16 protein-coding genes are annotated in these 22,508 nt (G+C 71.4%); 6 read left to right on the forward strand and 10 right to left on the reverse strand.

Annotated features, from left to right (window positions below):
* Positions 1 to 743: 743 nt before the first annotated feature.
* The 4 genes from OHB56_RS27150 to OHB56_RS27165 all read left to right on the forward strand — a co-directional run bounded on the left by OHB56_RS27150 (position 744) and on the right by OHB56_RS27165 (position 5,968).
* Positions 744 to 1,517, forward strand: a complete 774-nt coding sequence (locus OHB56_RS27150) for an isoprenyl transferase (protein ID WP_326757156.1) — start codon at positions 744 to 746, stop codon at positions 1,515 to 1,517.
* A gap of 354 nt (positions 1,518 to 1,871) precedes the next feature.
* Positions 1,872 to 3,197, forward strand: a complete 1,326-nt coding sequence (locus OHB56_RS27155) for a PhoH family protein (RefSeq protein WP_406356142.1) — start codon at positions 1,872 to 1,874, stop codon at positions 3,195 to 3,197.
* A 385-nt stretch (positions 3,198 to 3,582) separates the two neighbouring features.
* Complete coding sequence (locus tag OHB56_RS27160; protein ID WP_406356144.1) at positions 3,583 to 4,326, forward strand: transglycosylase SLT domain-containing protein; 744 nt, start codon at positions 3,583 to 3,585, stop codon at positions 4,324 to 4,326.
* A 145-nt stretch (positions 4,327 to 4,471) separates the two neighbouring features.
* Entirely contained in the window at positions 4,472 to 5,968 is a 1,497-nt protein-coding gene (locus OHB56_RS27165) for an AI-2E family transporter (protein ID WP_406356146.1), read from the forward strand.
* 81 nt (positions 5,969 to 6,049) lie between these two features.
* Here the strand turns inward: OHB56_RS27165 and OHB56_RS27170 are convergent, their stop codons facing one another.
* From OHB56_RS27170 to OHB56_RS27195, 6 genes are all read right to left on the reverse strand, one after another.
* On the reverse strand, positions 6,050 to 6,598 hold the full coding sequence (locus tag OHB56_RS27170; RefSeq protein ID WP_406356148.1) for a carboxymuconolactone decarboxylase family protein: 549 nt from the start codon (positions 6,596 to 6,598) through the stop codon (positions 6,050 to 6,052).
* Between the two features lie 179 nt (positions 6,599 to 6,777).
* On the reverse strand, positions 6,778 to 9,096 hold the full coding sequence (locus OHB56_RS27175; RefSeq protein WP_406359227.1) for an ABC transporter permease: 2,319 nt from the start codon (positions 9,094 to 9,096) through the stop codon (positions 6,778 to 6,780).
* Positions 9,097 to 9,194: 98 nt separating this feature from the next.
* Positions 9,195 to 9,884 carry an ABC transporter ATP-binding protein gene (locus tag OHB56_RS27180; RefSeq protein ID WP_326754518.1) on the reverse strand — a complete coding sequence of 230 codons (690 nt, stop codon included), beginning with the start codon at positions 9,882 to 9,884 and terminating at the stop codon, positions 9,195 to 9,197.
* A complete protein-coding gene (locus OHB56_RS27185; RefSeq protein ID WP_055606373.1) occupies positions 9,881 to 10,405 on the reverse strand; it encodes a PadR family transcriptional regulator in 525 nt (174 codons plus the stop codon). The genes OHB56_RS27180 and OHB56_RS27185 overlap by 4 nt, the downstream gene beginning before the upstream one ends.
* A gap of 309 nt (positions 10,406 to 10,714) precedes the next feature.
* Complete coding sequence (locus OHB56_RS27190) at positions 10,715 to 11,050, reverse strand: hypothetical protein (RefSeq protein WP_406356151.1); 336 nt, start codon at positions 11,048 to 11,050, stop codon at positions 10,715 to 10,717.
* Entirely contained in the window at positions 11,047 to 11,991 is a 945-nt protein-coding gene (locus OHB56_RS27195) for an SPFH domain-containing protein (RefSeq protein WP_326754520.1), read from the reverse strand. The genes OHB56_RS27190 and OHB56_RS27195 overlap by 4 nt, the downstream gene beginning before the upstream one ends.
* A gap of 291 nt (positions 11,992 to 12,282) precedes the next feature.
* On the opposite strand from OHB56_RS27195, the gene OHB56_RS27200 reads away from it, so the two are divergent.
* Positions 12,283 to 14,580, forward strand: coding sequence for a transglycosylase domain-containing protein (locus OHB56_RS27200; protein WP_406356153.1), 2,298 nt, complete (start codon positions 12,283 to 12,285; stop codon positions 14,578 to 14,580).
* Positions 14,581 to 14,690: 110 nt separating this feature from the next.
* Here OHB56_RS27200 and OHB56_RS27205 read toward each other — a convergent pair whose 3' ends face one another.
* From OHB56_RS27205 to OHB56_RS27215, 3 genes are all read right to left on the reverse strand, one after another.
* Positions 14,691 to 16,922 carry a SpoIIE family protein phosphatase gene (locus OHB56_RS27205; protein WP_406356154.1) on the reverse strand — a complete coding sequence of 744 codons (2,232 nt, stop codon included), beginning with the start codon at positions 16,920 to 16,922 and terminating at the stop codon, positions 14,691 to 14,693.
* 330 nt (positions 16,923 to 17,252) lie between these two features.
* The gene (locus tag OHB56_RS27210; protein WP_406356156.1) at positions 17,253 to 18,008 is read right to left on the reverse strand and encodes a DUF402 domain-containing protein; all 756 of its coding nucleotides are present in this window, start codon (positions 18,006 to 18,008) and stop codon (positions 17,253 to 17,255) included.
* A gap of 175 nt (positions 18,009 to 18,183) precedes the next feature.
* Entirely contained in the window at positions 18,184 to 19,587 is a 1,404-nt protein-coding gene (locus OHB56_RS27215; RefSeq protein WP_406356158.1) for a class II fumarate hydratase, read from the reverse strand.
* A 481-nt stretch (positions 19,588 to 20,068) separates the two neighbouring features.
* Between OHB56_RS27215 and OHB56_RS27220 the strand changes: the two genes are divergently transcribed.
* Complete coding sequence (locus tag OHB56_RS27220) at positions 20,069 to 21,322, forward strand: RNA-guided endonuclease InsQ/TnpB family protein (protein ID WP_406356160.1); 1,254 nt, start codon at positions 20,069 to 20,071, stop codon at positions 21,320 to 21,322.
* Here OHB56_RS27220 and OHB56_RS27225 read toward each other — a convergent pair.
* Entirely contained in the window at positions 21,305 to 22,288 is a 984-nt protein-coding gene (locus OHB56_RS27225; RefSeq protein WP_326754526.1) for a M28 family metallopeptidase, read from the reverse strand. The genes OHB56_RS27220 and OHB56_RS27225 overlap by 18 nt on opposite strands.
* Between the last annotated feature and the right edge of the window lie 220 nt (positions 22,289 to 22,508).

Consider the following 22,508-nt stretch of genomic DNA (forward strand, 5'->3'; position numbering starts at 1 on the left):
ATGTCCGAGGTGTCGTGCCGTCGCCCGGCCCCGACCCATCGGTGGGTCAAGTGGGCGTTCCTCGCGGGATCACCCGTCGGAGGGACGGCCGAAAGGGTGGACATGGCGGGGTTCTGTGGAGGGTGCGCCGATCGCTGCGGGCGAGATGGCCCGCTATTGCCGGTTTCTTCCGGGGGAAACTGTCGCATTTCGGCCACAGGGACGCCCGGAATGTGTGCTTCCGTGACCGCCGGGGCGTTGCCGAGCGATTCCGGAGAGTAGTTGTGGCACGCCGATGTACGCAGCATCACTCACAAAGGGTTATGGTGGAACTCCCCCCCTCGGGCCGGTCCGTATCCCCCCCACGGACCGGCCCGTTTTTCTTTGCCCGCGCCCGGCGGTCCGGCCGAGGCTCCCGGTCCCGGCCTCAGGTGACCATCGGGCGGGTCGGATCCCGGCCCGGCGTGGGAGTCGCCGCTGCCTCCATCCGGGGTGATCCCCGCCTCCATCCGGGTGGACCCGCGGGCAGACTCACGGGCAGACCTCCGTGCGGGCCGCCCGGGCGCCCGGGCGGCCCGCACGGGCCTCCGGACCGTTCCCACCCCCGACGTTGAGGCCCTCTTCCCCCGCAGGGGTAGGCTTCGCCCCCGGGGACTGCCACAGGGAGACAGGGGCCGCCCGTGGCCGAGGAGTACCGGGCCGCATGGCGCGGACCGCGGCGGGTGCCGTCCCTGTCCGATCCGTACGGAGGGGCTGACGATCACGTGAACCTGCGCGACAAGCTGCGCGGCCTGCTGCTCAGGCTGTACACGCGCCGGGTGGGAGGCCGCCTGGACCACGCTCAGGTGCCGAAGCACATCGGCGTCATCATGGATGGCAACCGTCGTTGGGCGAAGGCCTCGGGTTCCAGTACCGTCCACGGCCACCGGGTCGGCGCGGACAAGATCGGTGAGTTCCTCGGCTGGTGCTCCGAGACGGATGTCGAGGTGGTCACCCTGTGGCTGCTGTCGACGGACAACTTCGACCGGCCGAAGGACGAACTCGTTCCGCTGCTCGGCATCATCGAGGACGTCGTCCGCAGTCTCGCGGCCGACGGCCGCTGGCGGGTGCACCACGTCGGTACCCCCGACCTGCTGCCTGCCGGGATGCAGACCACCCTCAAGGAGGCCGAGACGGCCACCGCGCAGGTCGACGGCATAGTGGTCAACGTCGCCATCGGGTACGGCGGTCGCCAGGAGATCGCCGACGCGGTGCGCTCCATGATCCTCGACGCCCACGAGAAGGGCACCTCGATGGAGGCGCTCGCCGAGGCCGTCGACGTCGACATGATCGGACGTCATCTCTACACCCGCGCTCAGCCCGACCCGGACCTTGTCATCCGAACGAGTGGCGAGCAGCGGTTGTCCGGATTCATGCTGTGGCAGACCGCGCACTCGGAGTACTACTTCTGCGAGGTCTTCTGGCCGGCCTTCCGCAAGGTCGACTTCCTGCGCGCCCTGCGCGACTACGCGGCCCGCCACCGGCGTTACGGCGGCTGAGGCCACGGCCTGCGGCACCGTCCGGCGGCCGAGGGGGCCCCGGGTGGGGTCGGTCAGCCGTTCGGAGGAACGGACGTAACGAGGAGTTCACCGGGGTGCCACCGGGTGCTCGGGCATGGGCGCGATGGTTCGAGGGCATAAGTCAGACAGGTCGACACCCGAACCACGGGCGTCGGATCTCAGCGGGCGGCCCGGGGTCGTCCGCCCGGGAGGCCCTTTGCACCAGCCCGACCGTGCGGTCACGGCACGGACGAAGCAGCGGAGGGCCGGTTCTCGGCCCGTGCATCGGCGCCGTCAACCGGTCCAGCTCCGCTCCGTCGCTCCCCGACCTCTTCCGAGGGGGTACGTCCTTCCGTGGTGACCAGCACAAAGCGCCACAAGCCCGACCGGCGCACCTACGTCATCGACACCAGCGTCCTGCTGGCCGATCCCAACGCCCTGAGCCGCTTCGACGAGCACGAGGTCGTGCTTCCCGTCGTCGTGGTGACGGAGTTGGAGGCCAAGCGGCACCATCCCGAACTCGGCTACTTCGCCCGGCAGGCGCTGCGCCTGCTCGACGAGTTCCGGGTGCGGTACGGCCGCCTCGATGCTCCCCTCCCGATCGGGGACCTCGGCGGAACCCTGCGTGTCGAACTCAACCACTCGGACCCCGGCCTGCTGCCCAGCGGCTACCGCCTGGGGGACAACGACTCCCGCATCCTCGCGGTCGCCCGCAACCTGCAGGCCGAGGGATTCGACGTCACCGTCGTGTCGAAGGATCTCCCGCTCAGGATCAAGGCGTCCTCCGTGGGGCTCCTCGCCGAGGAGTACCGCGCCGAGCTCGCCGTCACGGACACCTCCGGCTGGACCGGAATGTCCGAACTGACCCTGCCCGGCGAGCAGGTGGACGTCCTCTTCGAGGAGGGGCACGTCTACGTGCCCGAAGCGGCCGACCTGCCCGTGCACACGGGGCTGACCATTCAGTCGGAGCGCGGCAAGGCGCTCGGCCGGGTCACCCCCGAGGGCAACGTCCGGCTGGTGCGCGGCGACCGGGAGGCGTTCGGCATCAAGGGCCGGAGCGCCGAGCAGCGGATCGCGCTCGACCTGCTGCTCGACCCCGAGGTGGGAATCCTCTCCCTCGGCGGCCGGGCCGGCACCGGCAAGTCGGCGCTGGCGCTGTGCGCGGGTCTGGAAGCGGTGCTCGAGCGCCGTCAGCACCAGAAGGTGATGGTCTTCCGCCCGCTGTACGCGGTGGGCGGACAGGAGCTCGGCTATCTTCCCGGCAGCGAGGCCGAGAAGATGAGCCCCTGGGCGCAGGCCGTCTTCGACACGCTGTCGGCGGTCACCAGCCGCGAGGTCATCGAGGAGGTCACCGCGCGCGGCATGCTGGAGGTCCTGCCGCTCACGCACATCCGGGGCCGCTCGCTGCACGACGCGTTCGTGATCGTGGACGAGGCCCAGTCGCTGGAACGGAACGTACTGCTGACCGTCCTGTCCCGGATCGGCGCCAATTCGCGGGTCGTCCTGACCCACGACGTCGCCCAGCGGGACAACCTCAGGGTGGGCCGGTACGACGGAGTGGTCGCTGTCGTCGAGAAACTGAAGGGCCATCCGCTCTTCGCCCACGTGACCCTGAACCGGTCCGAGAGGTCCCGGATCGCCGCCCTTGTGACCGAAATGCTGGAGGACGGGCAGATCTGAGCGGTCTGTGAGGTCTGATGGTCGGCGCCGTCCGGAAAGGCCGAAGAGCCTAACCGGGCGGCGTCGGCGTGCGTGGGGCTTTCCGGTAATCGCCTGAGCCAAACGGGATGTGAGCTTTCACACCCGCGAGGGAATTGCCTCCCGGCTCCGTATTACGGCAGAGTCTCACTCCTGTCAGGCCCCGCATACGACGCAGCCTTACCCCCAGCGGTAGAGCGCCACACGAGTACCAGCATCAACTGCATAGCGTTGTCGTATGCCGCCCGAGCATCACGCGGCGCTCCCGTTCGGGAGTTGCCCACCGGGCCCGTGCCTCCCGTGACCCGAGTGGGGGAGGCCAGCGTCGGGGGCACGATTGCGTCCGCGAGGGTCACCGAAGCGGTCGATGCTGGAAGGAAACCGTGTGAGCCGGATCTCGGTCCGGGGATTCGCAGTGGCTTCGGCCACGGCGGTCACCGCTGTCGGAAGCGTCGTCGGTGTTGCGTCGGGCAGTACTGCGCAGACCAACAACGACCTCGAGGCGACGGCAGCCGGCACCACGCTGCTTGCGGACATCCCCGCGGGTCAGCAGGTCGAGGTGCAGACCGCGTCCCTGACGCAGCAGGCCGAAACGATGGCCATCGCCGCGGACACGAGCGCCAAGAAGGACGCGGAGGAAACGGCCCGCAAGGCCGCCGCCGAGACCGCGATCGCCAAGAAGAAGGAAGCCGCCGAGCAGGCGGCCAAGGAAGAGAAGGCGGCCGAGGAGGCCAAGGAGCGCGAGGAGGCCGAGAAGGCCGCCAGCCGTTCCAAGACGGTCGCCGCGTCCGCCTCCGACTTCGCGGTCCAGAGCTCGTACAGCGTCGCCGAGGTCCAGGCGATGGCCCGGCAGATGATTCCGGCCGCCCAGTTCCAGTGCTTCAGCAACATCGTGGACCACGAGTCCACCTGGAACTACAAGGCCGTGAACCCTTCCTCCGGCGCCTACGGTCTCGTCCAGGCACTGCCGGGAACCAAGATGGCATCGGCCGGCGCCGACTGGCAGACCAACCCGGCCACCCAGATCAAGTGGGGCCTCGGCTACATGAACGAACGCTACGGCAGCCCCTGCGGCGCCTGGGACTTCTGGCAGGCCAACAACTGGTACTAGAGCCCTGCTCGGTACCAGCCCCGCTCAACCTCGGCAGAGCCCCGCACCGTCCTACGGTGCGGGGCTTTCGCCCTGTACGGTCTGATCGACGCCCCCGGGGGAAGCAGGGGGAGTGATGAGGAGAACCGGGGGAAAAGGACGCACCATGTCGCACGTGCCAGGATGGCTCGGCCGGATCGGAGCCGGACTGACCGAGGTGAGCAGGCGGTTGGAGGAACGCCGCGCCGCGATGGAACGGGAGAGCCGGGACGGCCCCGGACCCGGCGTGACGCTCGCCCCGGACACCGGACCCGGCGCGCCCGATGCCTCCGCCGCTTCCACCCCCTCCGCCGAGCCCGCCGACCGGGTGCCCGTGCCGCCGGGCGACCACGCCCCCGCAGCCGAACCCGCCCCCGCGACGGCCTTCGGCACCGCACCCGCCCCGGTCACCGTCGCCCCCTCCCGCCCCGACCCCGCGCAGGCCGTGCCCTGGGGAGTACGGGTCGCCGCCGAGGCCGGCTGGCGCCTGCTGGTGCTCGCGGGCACGGTCTGGGTGCTCATGCGGGTCATCGGCGCCGTGCAACTGGTGGTGCTGGCCTTCGCCTCCGCGCTGCTGATCACAGCGCTGCTCCAGCCGACGGTGGCCCGGCTGCGGAAGATGGGGTTGCCGCGCGGGCCGGCCACGGCGCTGACCGCGCTGTTCGGGTTCGTCGTCATCGGTCTCATCGGCTGGTTCGTGACCTGGCAGGTCATGGAGAACATCGACACCCTCTCCGACCAGATCCAGGACGGCATCGACGAGCTGCGCATCTGGCTGCTCAACAGCCCCTTCCACGTCACCGACCACCAGATCAACGACATAGCCAAGAACCTGCGTGAGGCGGTCGGCGCCAACACCGAGCAGATCACCTCGGCGGGACTCGAGGGCGTGACGGTCGTCGTCGAGGCACTCACCGGCATCCTGCTCGCGGTCTTCTCGACGCTGTTCCTGCTCTACGACGGCAAGCGCATCTGGGAGTGGACGCTGAAGCTGGTGCCCGCCGCCGCCCGTCCGGGGGTCGCAGGCGCCGGACCGGCCGCGTGGCGGACGCTGACGGCGTACGTGCGCGGCACGGTGATAGTGGCCCTGATCGACGCGGTCTTCATCGGCCTCGGCATCTACTTCCTGGACGTGCCGATGGCGGTGCCGCTCGCCGTCTTCATCTTCCTGTTCGCCTTCATCCCGCTCGTCGGCGCGGTGGTGTCCGGGGCACTCGCGGTGGTCGTCGGGCTGGTCACCCAGGGCGTGTTCACGGCGGTCATGACGCTGGTGGTGGTCCTGGCGGTGCAGCAGATCGAGGGCCACATCCTCCAGCCGTTCATCCTCGGCCGCGCGGTCCGCGTCCACCCGCTCGCGGTGGTGCTGGCGGTCGCCACCGGCGGCATGGTGGCGGGGATCGGCGGTGCGGTGGTCGCCGTACCACTGGTCGCGGTCACCAACACCGTCGTGGTGTACCTCCGCGCGTACGCCCAGGAGCCGGCCGCGCGTTTCGCCCCCAAGCCGCGGGGCGCCACGGCGGCGTCGGCGGCCACGGGCCACCCCGGGCGGCAGGCTCCGCCCGTTGTGTCGGTTCCACCCGCACTGCCGATCCCGCCGGTCCCGCAGGCCCCGCCGGTGGAGTGAAGGGCGAAGGACGCGGGGGCGATCGCCGGTGGAACGGCGCGCGCGGAGTCGCTCGGGAACTGCTCGTGAGCTGCTCGGGAGTCACTCCGCGAGGGCGGCCTCCGCGAGGATCTCCTCCGCTTCCAGGGTGGCGGCGACGGCCTGGATCACCGCGGCGATCTTGTACGCCTCCTGGACGACCTCGCGTGCGACGCCCGCCCTGCGCAGGACCGTTTCGTGCGCGTCGAGGCACAGCCCGCAGCCGTTGACCGCGGAGACCGCGAACGCCCAGAACTCGAAGTCGACCCGGTCGACGCCCGGGTCGCCGAGGACGTTCATCCGCAGGCCCGCGCGCAGGCTGCCGTACTCCTTGTCCGACAGCAGGTGGCGGGTCCGGAAGAAGACGTTGTTCAGCGCCATCACCGAGGCGGTGGTCTTCGCCGCCCGGTACGCCTCGGGCGACAGGAGTGCCTTCGCCTCCGGCGCCAGCTCGCGCAGCACGACGGCCGAGCGCGAGGCGATCGCCGTCGACAGCACCGTGCCCCACAGCCGCTGGACCGGCAGGCCCGAGCCGCCGATGGCCGCGTCCAGATTGCGCGTCAGGTCCCGCGCGTAGTCGGGGATGCGGGACTTGAGGGACTCGAACGACATGGCGGACACGCTCCTTTTGCCGGGGAAGGTTCCCGGACCGCCAGGGCTTCCGGATCACAAGGTCCTGCCGAGCTTCCCGGGGCCTCCCGCGGGCCGGACGCGGTCCATGCTGCCAGGGTGGGCGGCCGGGCGGCCGGTCCCGGGCGCCCCGTGCCGCCCGGGGCCGGCCGCCGCGCCGGTCACTCCGTGCGGAGGCCGTCCGGGCGCATCATGCGCAGGAGGGGCGGCAGGCTCAGCAGCGTCACCACCACGACGACACCCGCACCGAAACCGGTCATCTGCAACAGGCTCGTCCAGTCCACCCGTACCGGTGTCGACGTCATCCGCAGCAGGACCGTGCCCAGCGTGACCCCCACCAGCGAGGCCAGCAGCAGCCCCAGCCCGATCGGGACGGCCGTCTGCCACAGCACCGACAGGCTCAGGGTGCGCCGCCGGGTACCGAAGGCGACCAGGGCCGACAGCAGCTTGCGGCGTTCGCGCAGCTGCTCCAGCTGGGAGACCAGCAGGCTCGCCCCGATCAGTGCCAGGACACAGGCCGCGCCGACGAACAGACCGGTACGGATCGAGTCATAGGTCTCGGAACGCTTGGTGGCGTTCCACTGGGCCATGTACGTCAGCGGATCGATCGCGGCGGCCGTGTTCCGCGCGTGCTCCATGGCGTACGGCACCGAGTCGTCGACCTCGAGGTAGATCTGGCTGGAGAGCGTGTCGGCCATCCCCGCCGTCACCGCGCCCGGGGTCAGCAGGAAGCCGCCGCGCTGGTGGCCCGCCGGGTCCGGAATCGACCGGGCCTGCTTGACTCCCGCGGGAACCGTCCAGGTGACGGCCTCGCCGTGGCCGGAGGGGTCCGAGAGGTCGGCCACCTCGAGGTGGAGCTCATTGCCCGGTTTGTTCAGCACCGGGGTGCCGGTGTCGTACTCGGCACCGGAGACCGCGAACACGTCGCCGTCCCGGCACGAGGGGAGCTCGGCCGCCGTGCGCAGGGTCGCGCAGTCGGCGACGGCCAGCGCGGCGGTGTTCTCCGGCTCCTGCTGCCAGGGCTTCTCGGCAAGGTAGCCGTAGGACATCGCGTAGACCTCGCTCACCCCCTTGGTGGCCGCCAGCTTCTCGACGGCGGGGGCGAGCGCGTGGCCGCCCGGCAGCTCCACCTGCGCCTGGGCCAGCGACACGTCGAGCCCGGTGTCCTCGGTGTAGTCGCCCTCGACGCCGACGAACAGCATCTGGAGCGCGATCGCGCCGGCCACGGCCACCGCGATCCCGTTGACCATCCGGGCCGCCGCGCCGCTGCTGAGCTGAAGCCGGCGCACCGCCAGCTGCCACGACAGACCGCCCTTGCCGAGCCGGGAGACGACCGTCTCCACGAACCACGGCAGCAGTGCGGTGATGCCGACGAGCAGCAGCAGGACACCGCCGACGACCAGGTACTCGTTGAAGTCCCCGTTCTCGCGGCCCTGCCCGACCATCGGATAGAGCATCACGAGGCCGGCCAGCGGCGGCAGCAGCCGCCACCACAGCCGCCGCCGGGGCGGACGCACCGTACGGACCACGCCCAGCGGCTCGATGACGACCCCGCGCAGCGCGAGCAGCGTCACCAGTACCGCGGCCGCCGGGACCGCGACCGCGACCAGGAGGGCCAGCAGCGGCGACGGGTTCAGGTAGCTCGGGAACACGCTGACGCCGAACACCTCGACGGAGGCGGCGATCTGGCGGCCGATCAGGAAGAAGCCGGTGCCGAGGACCAGCCCGAGCAGTGAGCCGGCCAGTGCCTCGCCCCCCGCGATGCGGCGGGTGGCCGCCGCGTCGGAGCCGACCAGCCGCAGCGCCGCGAGCCGGCGGTCGCGCCGCTCGCCGCCGAACCGCACGGCGGTGGCGATGAACACGGCGACCGGTGTCAGCAGCACCACGAAGACGACCAGGACCAGCAGCATGATCACCGGGTCGTTCTCTTCCTTGGACGTGAACTCGGGAGGCGTGCCGAAGCGGTCGAGGCGCACCGCCGTGTGGCCGTCGATCCTCTGGGCGAGTCCCTCGGCGCCCGTGTAGTAGGCGAGTTCCTGCGAGCCGACGAGGCCCGGCTCGCCGATCGTCCCCGTGACGTCGTACGGCAGCCGCTCGCGCAGCAGTCCCGTGCCGTCCGACGCGAGCAGCTCTTTCAGGGCGGGGGAGACGACCATCTCGCCGGCCGCCGGGAACTCGCTCAGACCCGGCGGCAGGGGGGCGTTCGGGCCCTCCGGCTCCATCCGGCGGCCGCGGACGTGCTTGTCCCGGAAATCGGTGTCGGTACGCGCGACGACCAGGGTGTCGTCGGCCTTCGGCACGGCCTCCATGCTGAAGGGCCAGTCGAGCCGTGCCTCCTCCCGCCGGTCCCGTTCCGACAGCACGCCGGGCAGGGCGGCGCAGAGCAGCAGCAGCGCCACGCCGAGGCCGACGCCGACACCGGTGAGCAGGGCCCTGATCCAGCCCTCGCGCCCGCCGGCCAGGGCGAACCGGACACCCATGCCCAGGTCCCGGACCACCGCCCGGACCTTCGACTCCGTGCGGGTGCCGGGGGCTTCCGGGGCGGAGGAAGCGGTGCGGTCCCGCTCCTTGGTCCCGCTCATACGGCGTGCTCCATGTCCCGGGACTTCCCGTCGCGCACGACGATCTCGCGGTCGGAGTACGCGGCCACCCGCGCCTCGTGCGTGACGAGGACGACGGCGGCGTTGGTGGACCGGGCGGCCTCGGTGAGCAGTTCCATCACGCGCTCGCCGTTGAGCGAGTCCAGCGCGCCGGTCGGCTCGTCGGCGAACAGGACCCGCGGGCCGGTCACCAGCGACCGGGCCACGGCGACCCGCTGCCCCTGGCCGCCGGAGACCTCGCCGGGCCGCTTCGCCCGGACGTCGTCGACCTCCAGGCGCTCGAGCCAGGCCAGGGCGGCGCGCTCGGCCTCCTTGCGGGGCGTGCCGTTCAGCCGCATGGGCAGGGCGACGTTCTCCACGCAGGTCAGCTCCGGCACGAGCTGCCCGAACTGGAAGACGAAGCCGAACTCCGAGCGCCTGAGCCTGCTGCGCTCGGAGTCGTTCATCGCGGTCAGTTCGCGCCCGTTGTACGTGATCGAGCCGGAGTCGGGTGTGACGATCCCGGCGAGGCAGTGCAGCAGGGTCGACTTGCCCGACCCGGAGGGGCCCATCACGGCGACGACCTCGCCGGGGTGGATGGAGAACGCGGCGCCGTCGAGCGCCGGGGTCGGCCCGTACGCCTTGCGCAGGTCCTGGGCGGTGAGCAGGGATCCGGCGGGGATCGTCATCGGGAGACCGCCTCACGGAGTCTGTCGAGGCGCGCGGCGGTGAGCTCCAGCCAGCGCAGATCGGCCTCGAGGTGGAACAGGGCGTGGTCGCAGATGAGCTGGTCGGCCAGGTCGCCCCGGCGCTTGCGCTCGGTGAGGGCGCGCATGCCGCGCAGGTGCTCGGAGCGCTGGGTGTCGAGGATGTCGGCGGCGTCGCGGCTGGTGAGCAGCGCGAGGACGACCTTGGTGTAGAGCGTCGACTGGAGGTACGGCTCCGGCTTCTCCGGCGTGGCGAGCCAGCGGGCGACGTCGGTGACGCCGGCCTCCGTGATCGCGTACCGCTTGCGCTCGGGGCCGTCGCCCGCCTCGATGCCGTCGACCTCGACGAGCCCGTTCTTCAGCAGGCGGGACATCGTCGAGTAGACCTGGCCGTAGTGCAGCGGCCGGTCGTGACCGAACTTCGCGTCGAAGGCCCGCTTCAGGTCGTAACCATGGCGCGGGCCGGACTCCAGGAGTCCCAGAAGGGTGTGACCGATGGACATGGCGAGCACTCTACACAGCGTGTATACGCGCCGTGTATACATCGCGTGTGCAGGTCGCCGAGCGAGGTGCGGGAGCCCAGGTGGGGGCCGATTGTCACGGTTCTGTCACCGGGAGGGGAGTGAGGCCGGGAGCGGGGTGGAGAGGGTGCTCGGAGCCAGGGGCCCTCGTCGGGAGCGGGCCGGGGCGAGCCGGATCGGGCCGGGGCGGAAGCGGGCCCGGCCCGATCCGGACGAAAGAGCCCGAGGGCTGGAGGAGGCAGGGTCGGGAGGGTGTCACCGGGCCCTGGGCGGTCGTCCGGTCCGCGAAGGTCACCGGGACTCGGGCGGGTGATCCTTGGGCGGCTGCGGCTGCGGCTGCGGCTGCGGCTGCGGCGGTTGGCCGGTCTGCGGCGGCTGCGTGGGCGGCTGCTGTACGGGCGGGCGCCCCCGGCGGGGCAGGGGGCCTGTCTCACCGGGGAGCCGTCCCGCTTCCGCGAGCGCCCGCCGCAGCAGGAACTCGATCTGGGCGTTCGCCGAGCGCAGCTCGTCGTTCGCCCATCGCGCCAGTGCCTCGTGCACCAGCGGGTCCAGCCGCAGCAGCACCTGCTTGCGCTGCTGCTGCGGCCTGCGCCGAGGGGTCTCCTCGGGGCCGGACGGGGCGGTCACTGGTAGAGGGTCCCGGTGTTGAGGACCGGCTGCGCGGCGCGGTCACCGCACAGGACCACCATCAGGTTGGACACCATCGCGGCCTTGCGCTCGGAGTCCAGTTCCACGATGCCCTGCTCGGCGATCCGGGCCAGTGCCGTCTCGACCATGCCCACGGCGCCCTCCACGATCAGCTGCCGGGCCGCCACGACCGCGCCCGCCTGCTGCCGCTGGAGCATCGCGGAGGCGATCTCGGGGGCGTAGGCGAGGTGGGTGAAGCGGGACTCGATGATCTCGACACCGGCCGCGTCCACCCGTGCGCGCAGCTCGACCGCGAGCTTCTCGGTGATCTCCTCGGCGTTGCCGCGCAGTGAGAGGCCGTCCTCCTCGTGGGCGTCGTACGGGTACTCGATGGCGATGTGCCGGACGGCGGCCTCGGTCTGGGTGGAGACGAACTCGATGTAGTCGTCCACCTCGAAGGTGGCCTGCGCGGTGTCCGCCACCCGCCACACCACGACCGAGGCCAGCTCGATCGGGTTGCCGTAGGCGTCGTTCACCTTGAGGACCGCGGTCTCGTGGTTGCGTACCCGGGTCGAGATCTTGGTGCGCGAGGTGAAGGGGTTCACCCAGCGCAGGCCGTCCTGCCGGATCGTGCCCCGGTAGCGCCCGAAGAGCTGGACCACCCGCGCCTCGCCCGGCGCCACCATGTTCAGTCCGCACATGGCGAGGAAGGCGGCCAGGGCGATCAGGATGCCGAAGACGATCAGCAGCGCCTTCGCGCCGGTCCCGGCGACGGCCGTGGCGCCGACCACCAGTCCGATGCCGAGCAGCAGTCCGGCCAGGCCGAGCGTCAGGGCGAGCCCGCCGCCGATGCTGTGCGCCGGCGTCTCCCGTACGCGCGGGGCCGGCATCTCGGGTACGTCGGCCGTGGCCGGTGCGGCCTCCGTGGCGTGTGTGGTCATGAGTGATCCCCCGTCTCTCGGGGCGCTGCCGCGCGTGCTGCGCACCGCTAGCGCCTGTCTATCTAAGTGATATCACTTTAGCGGTTCGCGGCAACCATGAACAGGTTTCGCACGTCGGTTCTGGTGAGGCGAATGGCGGTTCCGGTGGGACGGGTGCTGATTGTCACGCCCGTAAAGGCCGGATCGACTGCTGTTTGTCATAGCTTCCGGTGTTAGCTTGCGGAGTTGACCTGATCGGCGAACCCGTGTGCCCGGTCGGCACACACGAGCGAAGCGGAGCAGAGCGGACCCATGGGACGAGCGGAAGAACGACGCGCACGACAGCGCGGTGGGCACCGTGCGGCATCCGGGGGCCGTTCGTCGGACGGGAACGGCCGGGGCCGGATACGCGGCCTCTTCACCTGGAAGAAGATCCTCGGCACGGCCTTCGGCCTCTGCCTGCTCGGCATGGGCGCCTTCATCGTGCTGTACATGGTGATCGACATCCCCGAGGGGAACGCCGACGCCCAGCAGCAGAGCAACGTCTACAAGTACAGCGACGGCGCGATCATGGCCCGCGACGGCGAGGTCAACCGTGAGGTCGTCAACCTGGCGCAGGTTCCCAAGCCGGTCCAGCGGGCGTTCGTCGCCGCCGAGAACAAGACGTTCTACAAGGACGCCGGCGTCGATCTCAAGGGCACGGCGCGCGGTCTGCTCAACACCGCTTCCGGCAAGGGCGCGCAGGGCGGTTCGACGATCACCCAGCAGTACGTGAAGAACTACTACCTGACCCAGGAGCAGACGGTCTCGCGCAAGCTCAAGGAGCTCGTCATCTCCCTGAAGCTGGACCGGGAGAAGTCCAAGGACTACATCCTCGCCGGCTACATGAACACCAGCTACTACGGCCGCGGTGCCTACGGCGTCCAGGCCGCCGCCCAGGCCTACTACCGCGTCGACGCCGAGGAACTCAGCGTCGAGCAGGGCGCCTATCTCGCCGCGCTCCTGCAAGCGCCGAGCCAGTACGACTGGGCGGTGGCCTCGGACACCAGCAAGGAGCTCGTCAAGAACCGCTGGAACTACGTCCTCGACAACATGGTCGGGCAGAAGTGGCTGGACGCCGCCGAGCGGTCCGGCATGAAGTTCCCGGTGCCGAAGGACCCCAGGGGCAACCCCGGCCAGGCCGGCCAGGTCGGCTACCTGGTGAACGCTGCCAACGCCGCGCTGAAGCGCCGACTGGTCGACGAGGGCACTGCCGCGGACGCCAAGGAGGCCGACGCCCTGGTCGACCTCGGCGGATGGACCGTCACCCTCAACATCGACAAGAAGAAGCAGAAGGCGCTGGAGAAGGCGGTCAAGACCCAGCTGACCGACAAGCTGGACCCGAAGGCACGCAAGGTCGACGCCGACGTCCAGGCCGGCGCCGTGTCCGTGGACCCGAAGACGGGCGCGGTCGTGGCGATGTACGGGGGTGTGGACTACCTCAAGCACTACTGGAACAACGCCACCCGCGTCGACTACCAGCCCGCCTCCACCTTCAAGCCGGTGATCCTGGCGGCCGCCGTCGAGGAACAGGCCGAGACGCAGGACGGTCAGCCGATCGCGGCCAACACCGTCTACGACGGCACCAGCAAGCGCCCGGTCATGGAGAACGGCGCCGAGGTCGGCTTCTCCCCGGAGAACCAGGGCGACGTGGACCACGGCGACATCACCGTCCAGACGGCGATGAACAAGTCCGTCAACTCCGTCTTCGCGCAGATGGGCGTCGACATCGGCATGCCGAAGGTGATGGAGACCGCGGGCAAGCTCGGCATGGACGTCGAGGACCTGGAGGCGGTGCCCGCCCAGACCCTGGGCTCCATGGGCGCGAGCCCGATGGACATGGCCGCCGTCTACGCCACCCTCGACAACCACGGCAAGCGGACCACCCCGACGATCCTCAAGTCGGCCGAGCACCTCAACCGCACCGTCACCGTCCCGGAAGCCGTCGGCGACCAGGTCATCAGCCGCGAGGCCGCCGACACGGTGACCTCGATCCTGACCGGCGTGGTCGACGACGGCACCGCCCGCACGGCGGTCCGGGACAACCCGCTGCGCGACGGCCAGCAGGTCGCCGGCAAGACGGGCACCTCCGACAACAACAAGTCGGCCTGGTTCGCCGGTTACACCCCCGACCTGGTCACGACCGTCGGCCTGTTCGGCGAGGACGACAAACCCCCGCACCCGCAGGTCGAGATGTACGGCGCGGGCGGCGAGACCCGCGTCAACGGCGGTGGCTTCCCGGCGCAGATCTGGGCCGCGTACACCTTCGGCGTGATGGAGAAGACCAGCAAGTTCGACCTGGAGACCGACCAGGGTGCGGCCGTCACACCGCCCCCGTCCTCGTCGGCACCCGCGTCGCCGTCGGAGTCACCGACCGAGGAGCCGACGACCGAGGAACCGACCACACAGGCTCCGACCACCGAGGAACCGGCCGAGGAACCGACGACGACCGAGTCCACCACCGAGGAACCGACGACCACCCCGCCGACGGGCCCGACCTTCACCCCGCCCACCATCGAGGTCCCGCCCGACCCGGACGAGACGGGGGACGAGGAGCGGCAGAAGCAGTAGAGGGGGAGCGGACGAGGTGAGGGGCGCCCGGTGACAGGACCGGGCGCCCCTCGTGCCGTCGGCATCCTTTGGGCGCCGTGGCGCAGGCGCTGTCACGCAGGCGCCGTGGTTCAGTTCCCGTGGTTCAGCTCGAACCACACCACCTTGCCCGTGCTCAGCCGGGTCGCGCCCCAGCGCCGGGCCAGCCGGTTGACCAGGTACAGCCCGCGGCCTCCCTCGTCCGTGGCGCGGGCCTGGCGCAGCCGCGGGAGCTGGGGCACGTCGTCACCGACCTCGCAGCGCAGGACGTCCGTGCGCAGCAGCCGCAGGGTGACCGGGCGGGAGGCGTACCGGACCGCGTTGGTGACCACCTCGCTGACCAGCAGCTCCACCGAGTCGGTCAGCTCCTCCATGCCCCATCGGGACAGCGCCTTGCGGGCCAGCCGGCGGGCCCGGCCGGGAGCGGCGTCCTCCGGCTCGAGGAACCAGTACGCCACGTCGTTCGGCGCGATCCCGTCGAAGCGGGCGGCGAGCAGCGCGATGTCGTCGTCCCGGTCGCCCGGACCGAGCATGTCGAGCACCTCGTCGCAGAGCGCCTCCAGCGGCGGCGGATGGTCCGGGCCGGTCAGCTGCGCGGTCGCGGCGAGCTTGTCGCGCAGCTGGTCGATGCCGGTCCACACGTCCCGCAGCCGGGACTCGACCAGGCCGTCCGTGTAGAGCAGCAGCGTCGCCCCGGCGGGCGCGTCCAGCTCGACCGCCTCGAAGTCCACACCGCCGACGCCGATCGGGGCGCCCGCGGGTACCCGCAGCACCTCGGCCCGCCCGCCCAGGAGCAGCAGAATGGGCGGCGGATGACCGGCGTTGGCGATGGTGATGCGGTGCGCGACCGGGTCGTACACCGCGTACAGGCAGGTCGCCATCCGGTCCGCGCCGAGCCGCTGCGCCTGCTCGTCCAGGTGGTGCAGCACCTCCTGCGGCGGCAGGTCGAGACCGGCCAGGGTCTGGGCGGTGGTGCGCAGTTGGCCCATGATCGCGGCGGAGGTCATGGAATGGCCCATGACGTCGCCGACGACCAGCGCGACCCTGCTGCCGGGCAGCGGGATGGCGTCGTACCAGTCGCCGCCCACGCGCGCGGTCTCGGCGGCCGGCAGATAGCGGGAGGCCAGCCGCACGCCGGTGCAGCGCGGCAGGTTCTCCGGCAGCATGGTCCGCTGCAACTCGTCCGCGATGTACGCCTCCCGCCCGTACAGCACCGCCTTGTCGATGCCGAGGGCGCTGTGCGTGGCGAGCTGGGCGGCGACCAGCAGGTCGTCGGCCTCGAAGGCGATGCGCTCGGGGCCGCGCAGGAACAGGGCCGCGCCGATCACCCGGCGCCGGCCGCGCAGCGGCGCGAGGATCGCCCGCTGACCGTCGGGGACGGCCGCCTCGGCGTCCTCGCCGAGGAGTTCGGGCAGTGCGGCGCGCGCGGCGGGCGCGTCCGTGAACACCGGCCGTACGCCGCGCAGCACTTCGGCGAGCGCGCTGCCGTACCGTACCGTGCACCGCTCCGAGCCGATGGAGTCCAGCTCGGAGCGCGCGGGCGCGGCGGCCGGCACGAAACCGCCCTCGGTGTCGCGCTCGGCCGGGATCCGGTCGCTGCGCCGCAACCGCAGCACCAGCGGGCCGGTGGGCCGCTCGTCACCGACCGGCAGCGGTTCGCGCAGATAGACCAGGATGGTGTCGGCGAAGGTGGGCACGGTGGCCCGGCACAGGCCCATCACGATCTCTTCGAGATCGATGCCGCGGGCGATCCGCCGGGTCGCGGCGCCGACGAACCTCAGCCGGTCCCCGTCCCGCCGCATCGGGGTGGGCTTCCCGGGCGGGGTGATCTGACCGGTGCGGCGCTCGAGGCCGTCGGGGACGGGCGCGGAGCCGTCCTGGGGCGCCGGTTCCCGGGACCCGCGGTCCTGGTCCCCCCGCTTCTGGCCCTCTTGCTCCTCGGGCGCACCGCGGGGGGCCGGAGGAGCCGCTGGCGGGTGGTCCGCTGCCGGGTGGTCGTGCACGTCGGGTTTCTGTCCTCCGGCCGGCTGGAGCGGTATGCCCTCGGAAGCGGGCCGAGGTCGATGGGTGTCGGGTCCGGATTCCTGCCCGGCGTGCGGCTGGGAGTGCTCGGCGTCGGGTCCGGCCGGCCCCGACGACGCCAAGGACGCAGCCGAAGCCGGAGACGTGGGCACGGACGACGGCGGCGATGACGACGATGTCGAGCCGGGCCCGTGTGCCGGTGCCGAGGCAGGCAGGAACGCCCCGTGGGCATCCGCGGGGGTGGCGCCCGGATCCGGGCGCTCGTAGGAGGTCGGCTGCTCCGTCACGCGTGTCGAGTCCATCCGTCCGGGGCCACGGCCCGTTCCTCACATTCCCGCCTGCCCCGTGAACGTGAGGCCGGGGACGCACACCGTGCACACCGTACGTCCCGCCGGAACTCCGATACCCCGAATGCACGTCCCCGGAACGGAATCCCCGCGTGGTGAGCGCTTGTTCCTGCGCCGCCTGCCGACCGTCCCCGGCCCGCACCGGTAGTGCCGTACCCCTCGCTCACGTCCTGCCGCCCCTCGGTGACGTTCGGTCAAGCCCAGCGCGCGCTCCGGGAGTTGCTGTCGCCCGGTGCCTTGCGGAGGACGATCCTACGTTTCCTGACCCGGGGTGCATCAAGAGTCTCATGACGACAGATGCGCGGGCGTGCGGTCCCAGTCCGGTGGCAGTGAAGGTACCGCCCAGGACGGATCCGGGCGCCAGTTCTGCCAGTCGTCCGAGAACGGGGCGCCCCACCGGGAGATCACGGCCACCGCCTCCCGGCCCGCTTCCCGCACCCGGCGGGCCAGCGCGGCGTCCACCAGCCCGTCCCGCTGGGCCTGCGCGAACTCGTCCTCGTCCCGCCAGTGCCAACTGCGGTCCGGGTGCACGGAGATGTCCAGAAAATGATCCTCGGAGTCCACTCCACCGGCCCAACGGGCCAGCGGCTCCTCCAGGTTCACGTACCAGTTCTTGAACCGCCAGTCCTGGTCCCAGAACAGCCACACCGACCAGGGCTCACCGGGCCGGGCCAGTTTCAGCACACCGGTCCCGGTCCAGCGGCCGCGCTGGACCGTACGGGGCTTGATGTACCGGGTCCGGAGGGGCTCCCGGTGCACGGGAGTGCCGTCGGCGAGCACCGGCTTCACGCACTCGGTGCCGGGCGCCATCCACACGGCGAGCAACTCCGGATCGTCGTGTACGACCGTGACGGGGCGCGCGATGTGGAAGCGCGCGCCGCCGTTCTCCCGGTAGCGCCACAGCACCTGCGTCCCGGGCGCCCAGCGGCCGTCCGGACCGCCCGCCGTCCCCTGCCCCGGTCCGCCCGTCGCCGTCGTGTCGCGCCGGTCCCGGCGTGGGCCGCCCTCTTCCCCGTGTCCTGTCGCTCCGCCCTCTGCCATGGGCAGATATTAGGTGCCACGGGCACAGACCGCTGCGGTCCCCGTCACGCTTCACCCGTGCGGTACACCGGTGACACGGCGGGGTCACGGAGGAGACCCGACGGGGGCGTGGCCGGGAGACCCGCCGGGAGACCCGCCGGGGGCGCGCCGGGGGCGCGCCTCAGCCGTGCCGCTTTCACGGGCGCGTCATCCGCAGGACGTCCAGGGCCTCGTCGAGCTGCTCCACGGTGAGGTCGCCGCGCTCGACGTACCCGCTCTCCAGGACCACCTGGCGGATGGTCCTCCGCTCCGCCAGCGCCTTCTTGGCGACCTTCGCGGCCTCCTCGTAGCCGATGTACTTGTTGAGCGGGGTGACCACGGACGGCGAGGACTCGGCGTACTCGCGGGCGCGCTCGCGGTCGGCCACGATCCCGTCGACCGTGCGATCGGCGAGCAGCCGGGAGGCGTTCGCGAGCAGCCGGATCGACTCCAGGACGTTCTTCGCGATGACGGGCAGCATCACGTTGAGCTCGAAGTTGCCGGACGCGCCCGCGGTGGCTACCGCCGCGTCGTTGCCCATGACCTGCGCGCAGACCATGAGCACGGCCTCCGGGACGACCGGGTTGACCTTGCCCGGCATGATCGAGGAGCCGGGCTGGAGGTCGGGCAGGGTGATCTCGGCGAGGCCGGTGCGGGGCCCCGAGGCCATCCACCGCAGATCGTTGGCGATCTTCGTCAGTCCGACCGCGATCGTCCGCAGCTGACCGCTGGTCTCCACGATGCCGTCCCGGGCGCCCTGCGCCTCGAAGTGGTCGCGGGCCTCGGTCAGCGGCAGCCCGGTGACCTCGGCGATCTCCTCGATGACGGCGGCGGAGAACCCGGGCGGAGTGTTGATGCCGGTGCCGACGGCGGTCCCGCCGAGGGGCAGCTCGGCCAGCCGCGGCAGGGAGGCGTGCAGCCGCTCGACCCCGTACCGCACCTGGGCCGCGTACCCGCCGAACTCCTGCCCGAGGGTGACGGGCGTGGCGTCCATCAGGTGGGTACGCCCCGACTTCACCACGTCGGCGAACTCCTCGGCCTTGCGCTCCAGCGAGGCCGCGAGGTGCTCCAGGGCCGGTACGAGGTCCCGGGTGACGGCGGCGGTGGCGGCGATGTGGATCGAGGACGGGAAGACGTCGTTGGACGACTGGGAGGCGTTGACGTGGTCGTTGGGATGCACGGGGCGCCCGAGCCGCTCGGTCGCCAGGGTGGCGATGACCTCGTTGGTGTTCATGTTGGACGAGGTGCCCGACCCCGTCTGGAACACGTCGACGGGGAAGTGCTCGTCCCACTTCCCCCCGGCGACCTCTCCGGCCGCCTCGCCGATCGCCTCGGCGATGTCCCCGTCCAGCACACCGAGGCGCGCGTTCACCTTCGCCGCGGCGCCCTTGATCCGGGCGAGGGCCTCGATGTGGGCGCGTTCGATGCGCTGCCCCGAGACCGGGAAGTTCTCCACGGCCCGCTGCGTCTGCGCCCGCCACTTGGCGTCGGCGGGTACCTTCACCTCCCCCATGGAGTCGTGCTCGACGCGGTAGTGCCGGTTGTCGTCCGTGGTCGTCATCGTCGTACCTCCGAAGATCACAGCAGTGGCGCGGGCCGGGGGTATTCCCGTCGGCCCCCTGCCAGCATTCCGCGCGGGTACCCGGAACGGGCTCCGCCCCGCCGCGAGGGAGCGGCGGGGCGGAGTGCCGCATGGAGACCGGCGCCGACCGCGGGTGCCCCGGAGGCACGCGCCGTCGGCCGGGAGGCCCGTCCGCGGGGACGTGCTCTCACCGGCCGCGGGGAGACGGCCGCCCGGCGGTCTCCCGGCTTCAGTTTGTTCTTGCGAGGAACCCCGGGGCTTCAGTCCCGGGGGGAGACACATTCTCGTGCATCGCGGTGCGGAGCGCCGGGATGCCGCTGTGTCCGTCCGGTCACGGAGTGGCTGGCTTCCGCTCACGGGGCAGGGCGAGGCGGACCCCGTAGTGCCGGGTTTCACTCGATGGGGTGGCCGGTGGGGAACGCGTGGTGCGGCGTCGTGCGGGTGTCTACGATCGGTGATCGTGAAGCTGGTGGTGCAGGTCAGGCTGCTGCCGACGCCCGTGCAGGCGGCGGCGCTGGGGGCGACCCTGCGCGCCTGCAACGAGGCCGCCACCTGGGTCAGCGAGGTCGCCTTCGAGAGCGGGGAGTTCAAGAACTTCGCGCTGCGCAGGCTCACCTACGGGCAGGTCAGGTCGCGGTGGAACCTGGGCGCCCAGGCGGCCCAGCACACGATCAAGAAGACCTGCGACGCCTACGCCACCCTGCGGGCGAACCTGACGGCGGGCTGCTTCGGACCTCCCGGCTCGGTCCGCCACCGCCGGGCCACCCAGAAGCCCGTTGTCTTCCGTCCCCTGGGCGCCCAGCCTTTCGACGACCGGATGCTCTCGTGGCAGCTCGCCGGGCGGACGGTGTCGGTGTGGACCACCGGCGGGCGGATGAAGGACGTGGCGTTCACCGCCGCGCCGGAGCAGCTGGCCACGCTCGCCCGGTACCGCAGGGGCGAGTCCGATCTCATCTGCCGGGACGGCATGTGGTTCCTGAACGCCACCTGCGAGGTCCCCGAGGCGCCGCTGAACACCGATCCGGTGGACTTCCTCGGCATCGACCTGGGCATCGTGAACATCGCCACCACCTCCGACGGCAAGATCATGGCCGGGCGGGAACTCAACCGGATCCGGGCCCGCGAGCGCGGCCTGCGCACCAAGCTGCAGCAGAAGAACACCCCGTCCGCCCGGCGGCGGCTGAAGAGACGCCGCCGCAAGGAGGCCCGGCGGGCCAGGGACATCAACCACAAGATCGCGAAACATGTGGTGGCCGAGGCAGAACGCACCTCGCGCGGGATCGCCCTGGAAGACCTCACGGGCATCCGGCAGAGGGTACGGCTTCGCAAGCCCCAACGGGCCACCCACTCCAGCTGGTCCTTTGCTCAGCTGGGGCAGTTCATCGCGTACAAGGCCCGCCGGGCGGGGGTGCCGGTGGTATACGTCGATCCGGCGTACACCTCCCGCACCTGCGCCGAGTGCGGGCACATCGACCAGGCGAACCGGGTGAGTCAGGCCCGGTTCGTGTGCCGGTCCTGCGGATTCGTTGATCACGCGGACCGGAACAGCTCCCGCAACATCCGCGCTCGTGCGCGGGAGTTGCGGCGATGCGGGGTCACGTCAACGGCCCCTGCCCCGCCTCCGCGTCCGCGGGGCGGGGCTGGACGCAAACGCAGCATCACCGCCAGTGGTGCCCGTTGTGCAAGCCCGGGACTTTTAGTCCCGGGTCGTTGACGAGACGGCCTGCTGCCAGAGGGTGTGGGCGATGCCGTCGGCCGCGCGGTTCAGGCCGGTGGTGTTGATGTTGGTGAGGGTGTCGCAGGACCGGTGGTAGCAGGGGTCGTAGGCGGAACCGGCCGTGCCGCCCCACTTTGCGGCCTGTGCGGACGTCTTGCGGGCACTGGCGCCCATCGCGTAACCGGAGGTGGGGATGCCGGCCTGCTGGAAGGGGTAGTCGTCGCTGCGCCCGGCGCCCTCGGTGTTCTCCTCGGGCTGCAGGCCCAGCGAGTCCCAGTACGCCTTCATCGGCGCGGCGGCCGACGTGGTGATGCGGTTGATGAAGTAGCCGCCGTTGGTCGAGGAGACCATGTCGAAGTTGTAGTACGCCCGGATCCTGGAGCGCTGGGTGGAGGACAGCGAACGGACGTAGAACTCCGAGCCGTTGAGGCCCTGCTCCTCGTCGGTCCACCAGGCGAAGCGGACCCGGTTGCGCATGGCCGGGTTCTGCTGGGCCAGGGTCAGGGCGTTCTCCAGGAGGGCGGCCGAGCCGGAGCCGTTGTCGTTCATGCCGGGACCCGCCGAGACGCCGTCGAGGTGGGCGCCGAACATGTACACGTTGTTCGCGTCGCCCTGCGGCCACTCGGCGATCAGGTTGGGACCCGCTCCGCTGGTGCAGCCGGAGGTGCAGGGCTGCTCGGTGACGGTGTAACCGGCCGCCTGCAGCTTGCCCTTCACGTAGGCGACCGAGTCGCGGTACCCCTGGGTGGTGGAGCGGCGGTTGCCGCCGTTGCGGCCGGCGATGGCGCTGAGCTCGCTCAGGTGCGCCCGCACCTTCGTCACGTCGACGTCGGGCGCGGCGAGCGCGTTCACGGCGAGGGCGGACCGGGCCGTGTCCGCGGGAGCGGCGGCCGCGGCGGGGAGTGTTCCGCAGCCGAGCGCGACGGCGAGGGAGAAGCTCGCCACGGCGAATCGTCGTCTCACACTGTCTCCTTCGGGAGGTGGCCGTGGGGTGGGCCACAGGGAGCCTGACATATCGTGTGCATGTCAAGATGGCGAGAAGACTCACAGCGAAGGTTGGGGGAGTCAACGGAAACGGGGCCCGTGCGGGCAGGTTGTCCAAAAAGGGAACACCGCGTCCGCTATCCGGGCGTGCGGGCCCCCGCGGCGGCCCCACGGGCGGTTCCCGGACCTGTCGTGACGG

Source organism: Streptomyces sp. NBC_01635, from assembly GCF_045209715.1.
GTDB classification, from domain to species: Bacteria; Actinomycetota; Actinomycetes; order Streptomycetales; family Streptomycetaceae; genus Streptomyces; species Streptomyces hirsutus.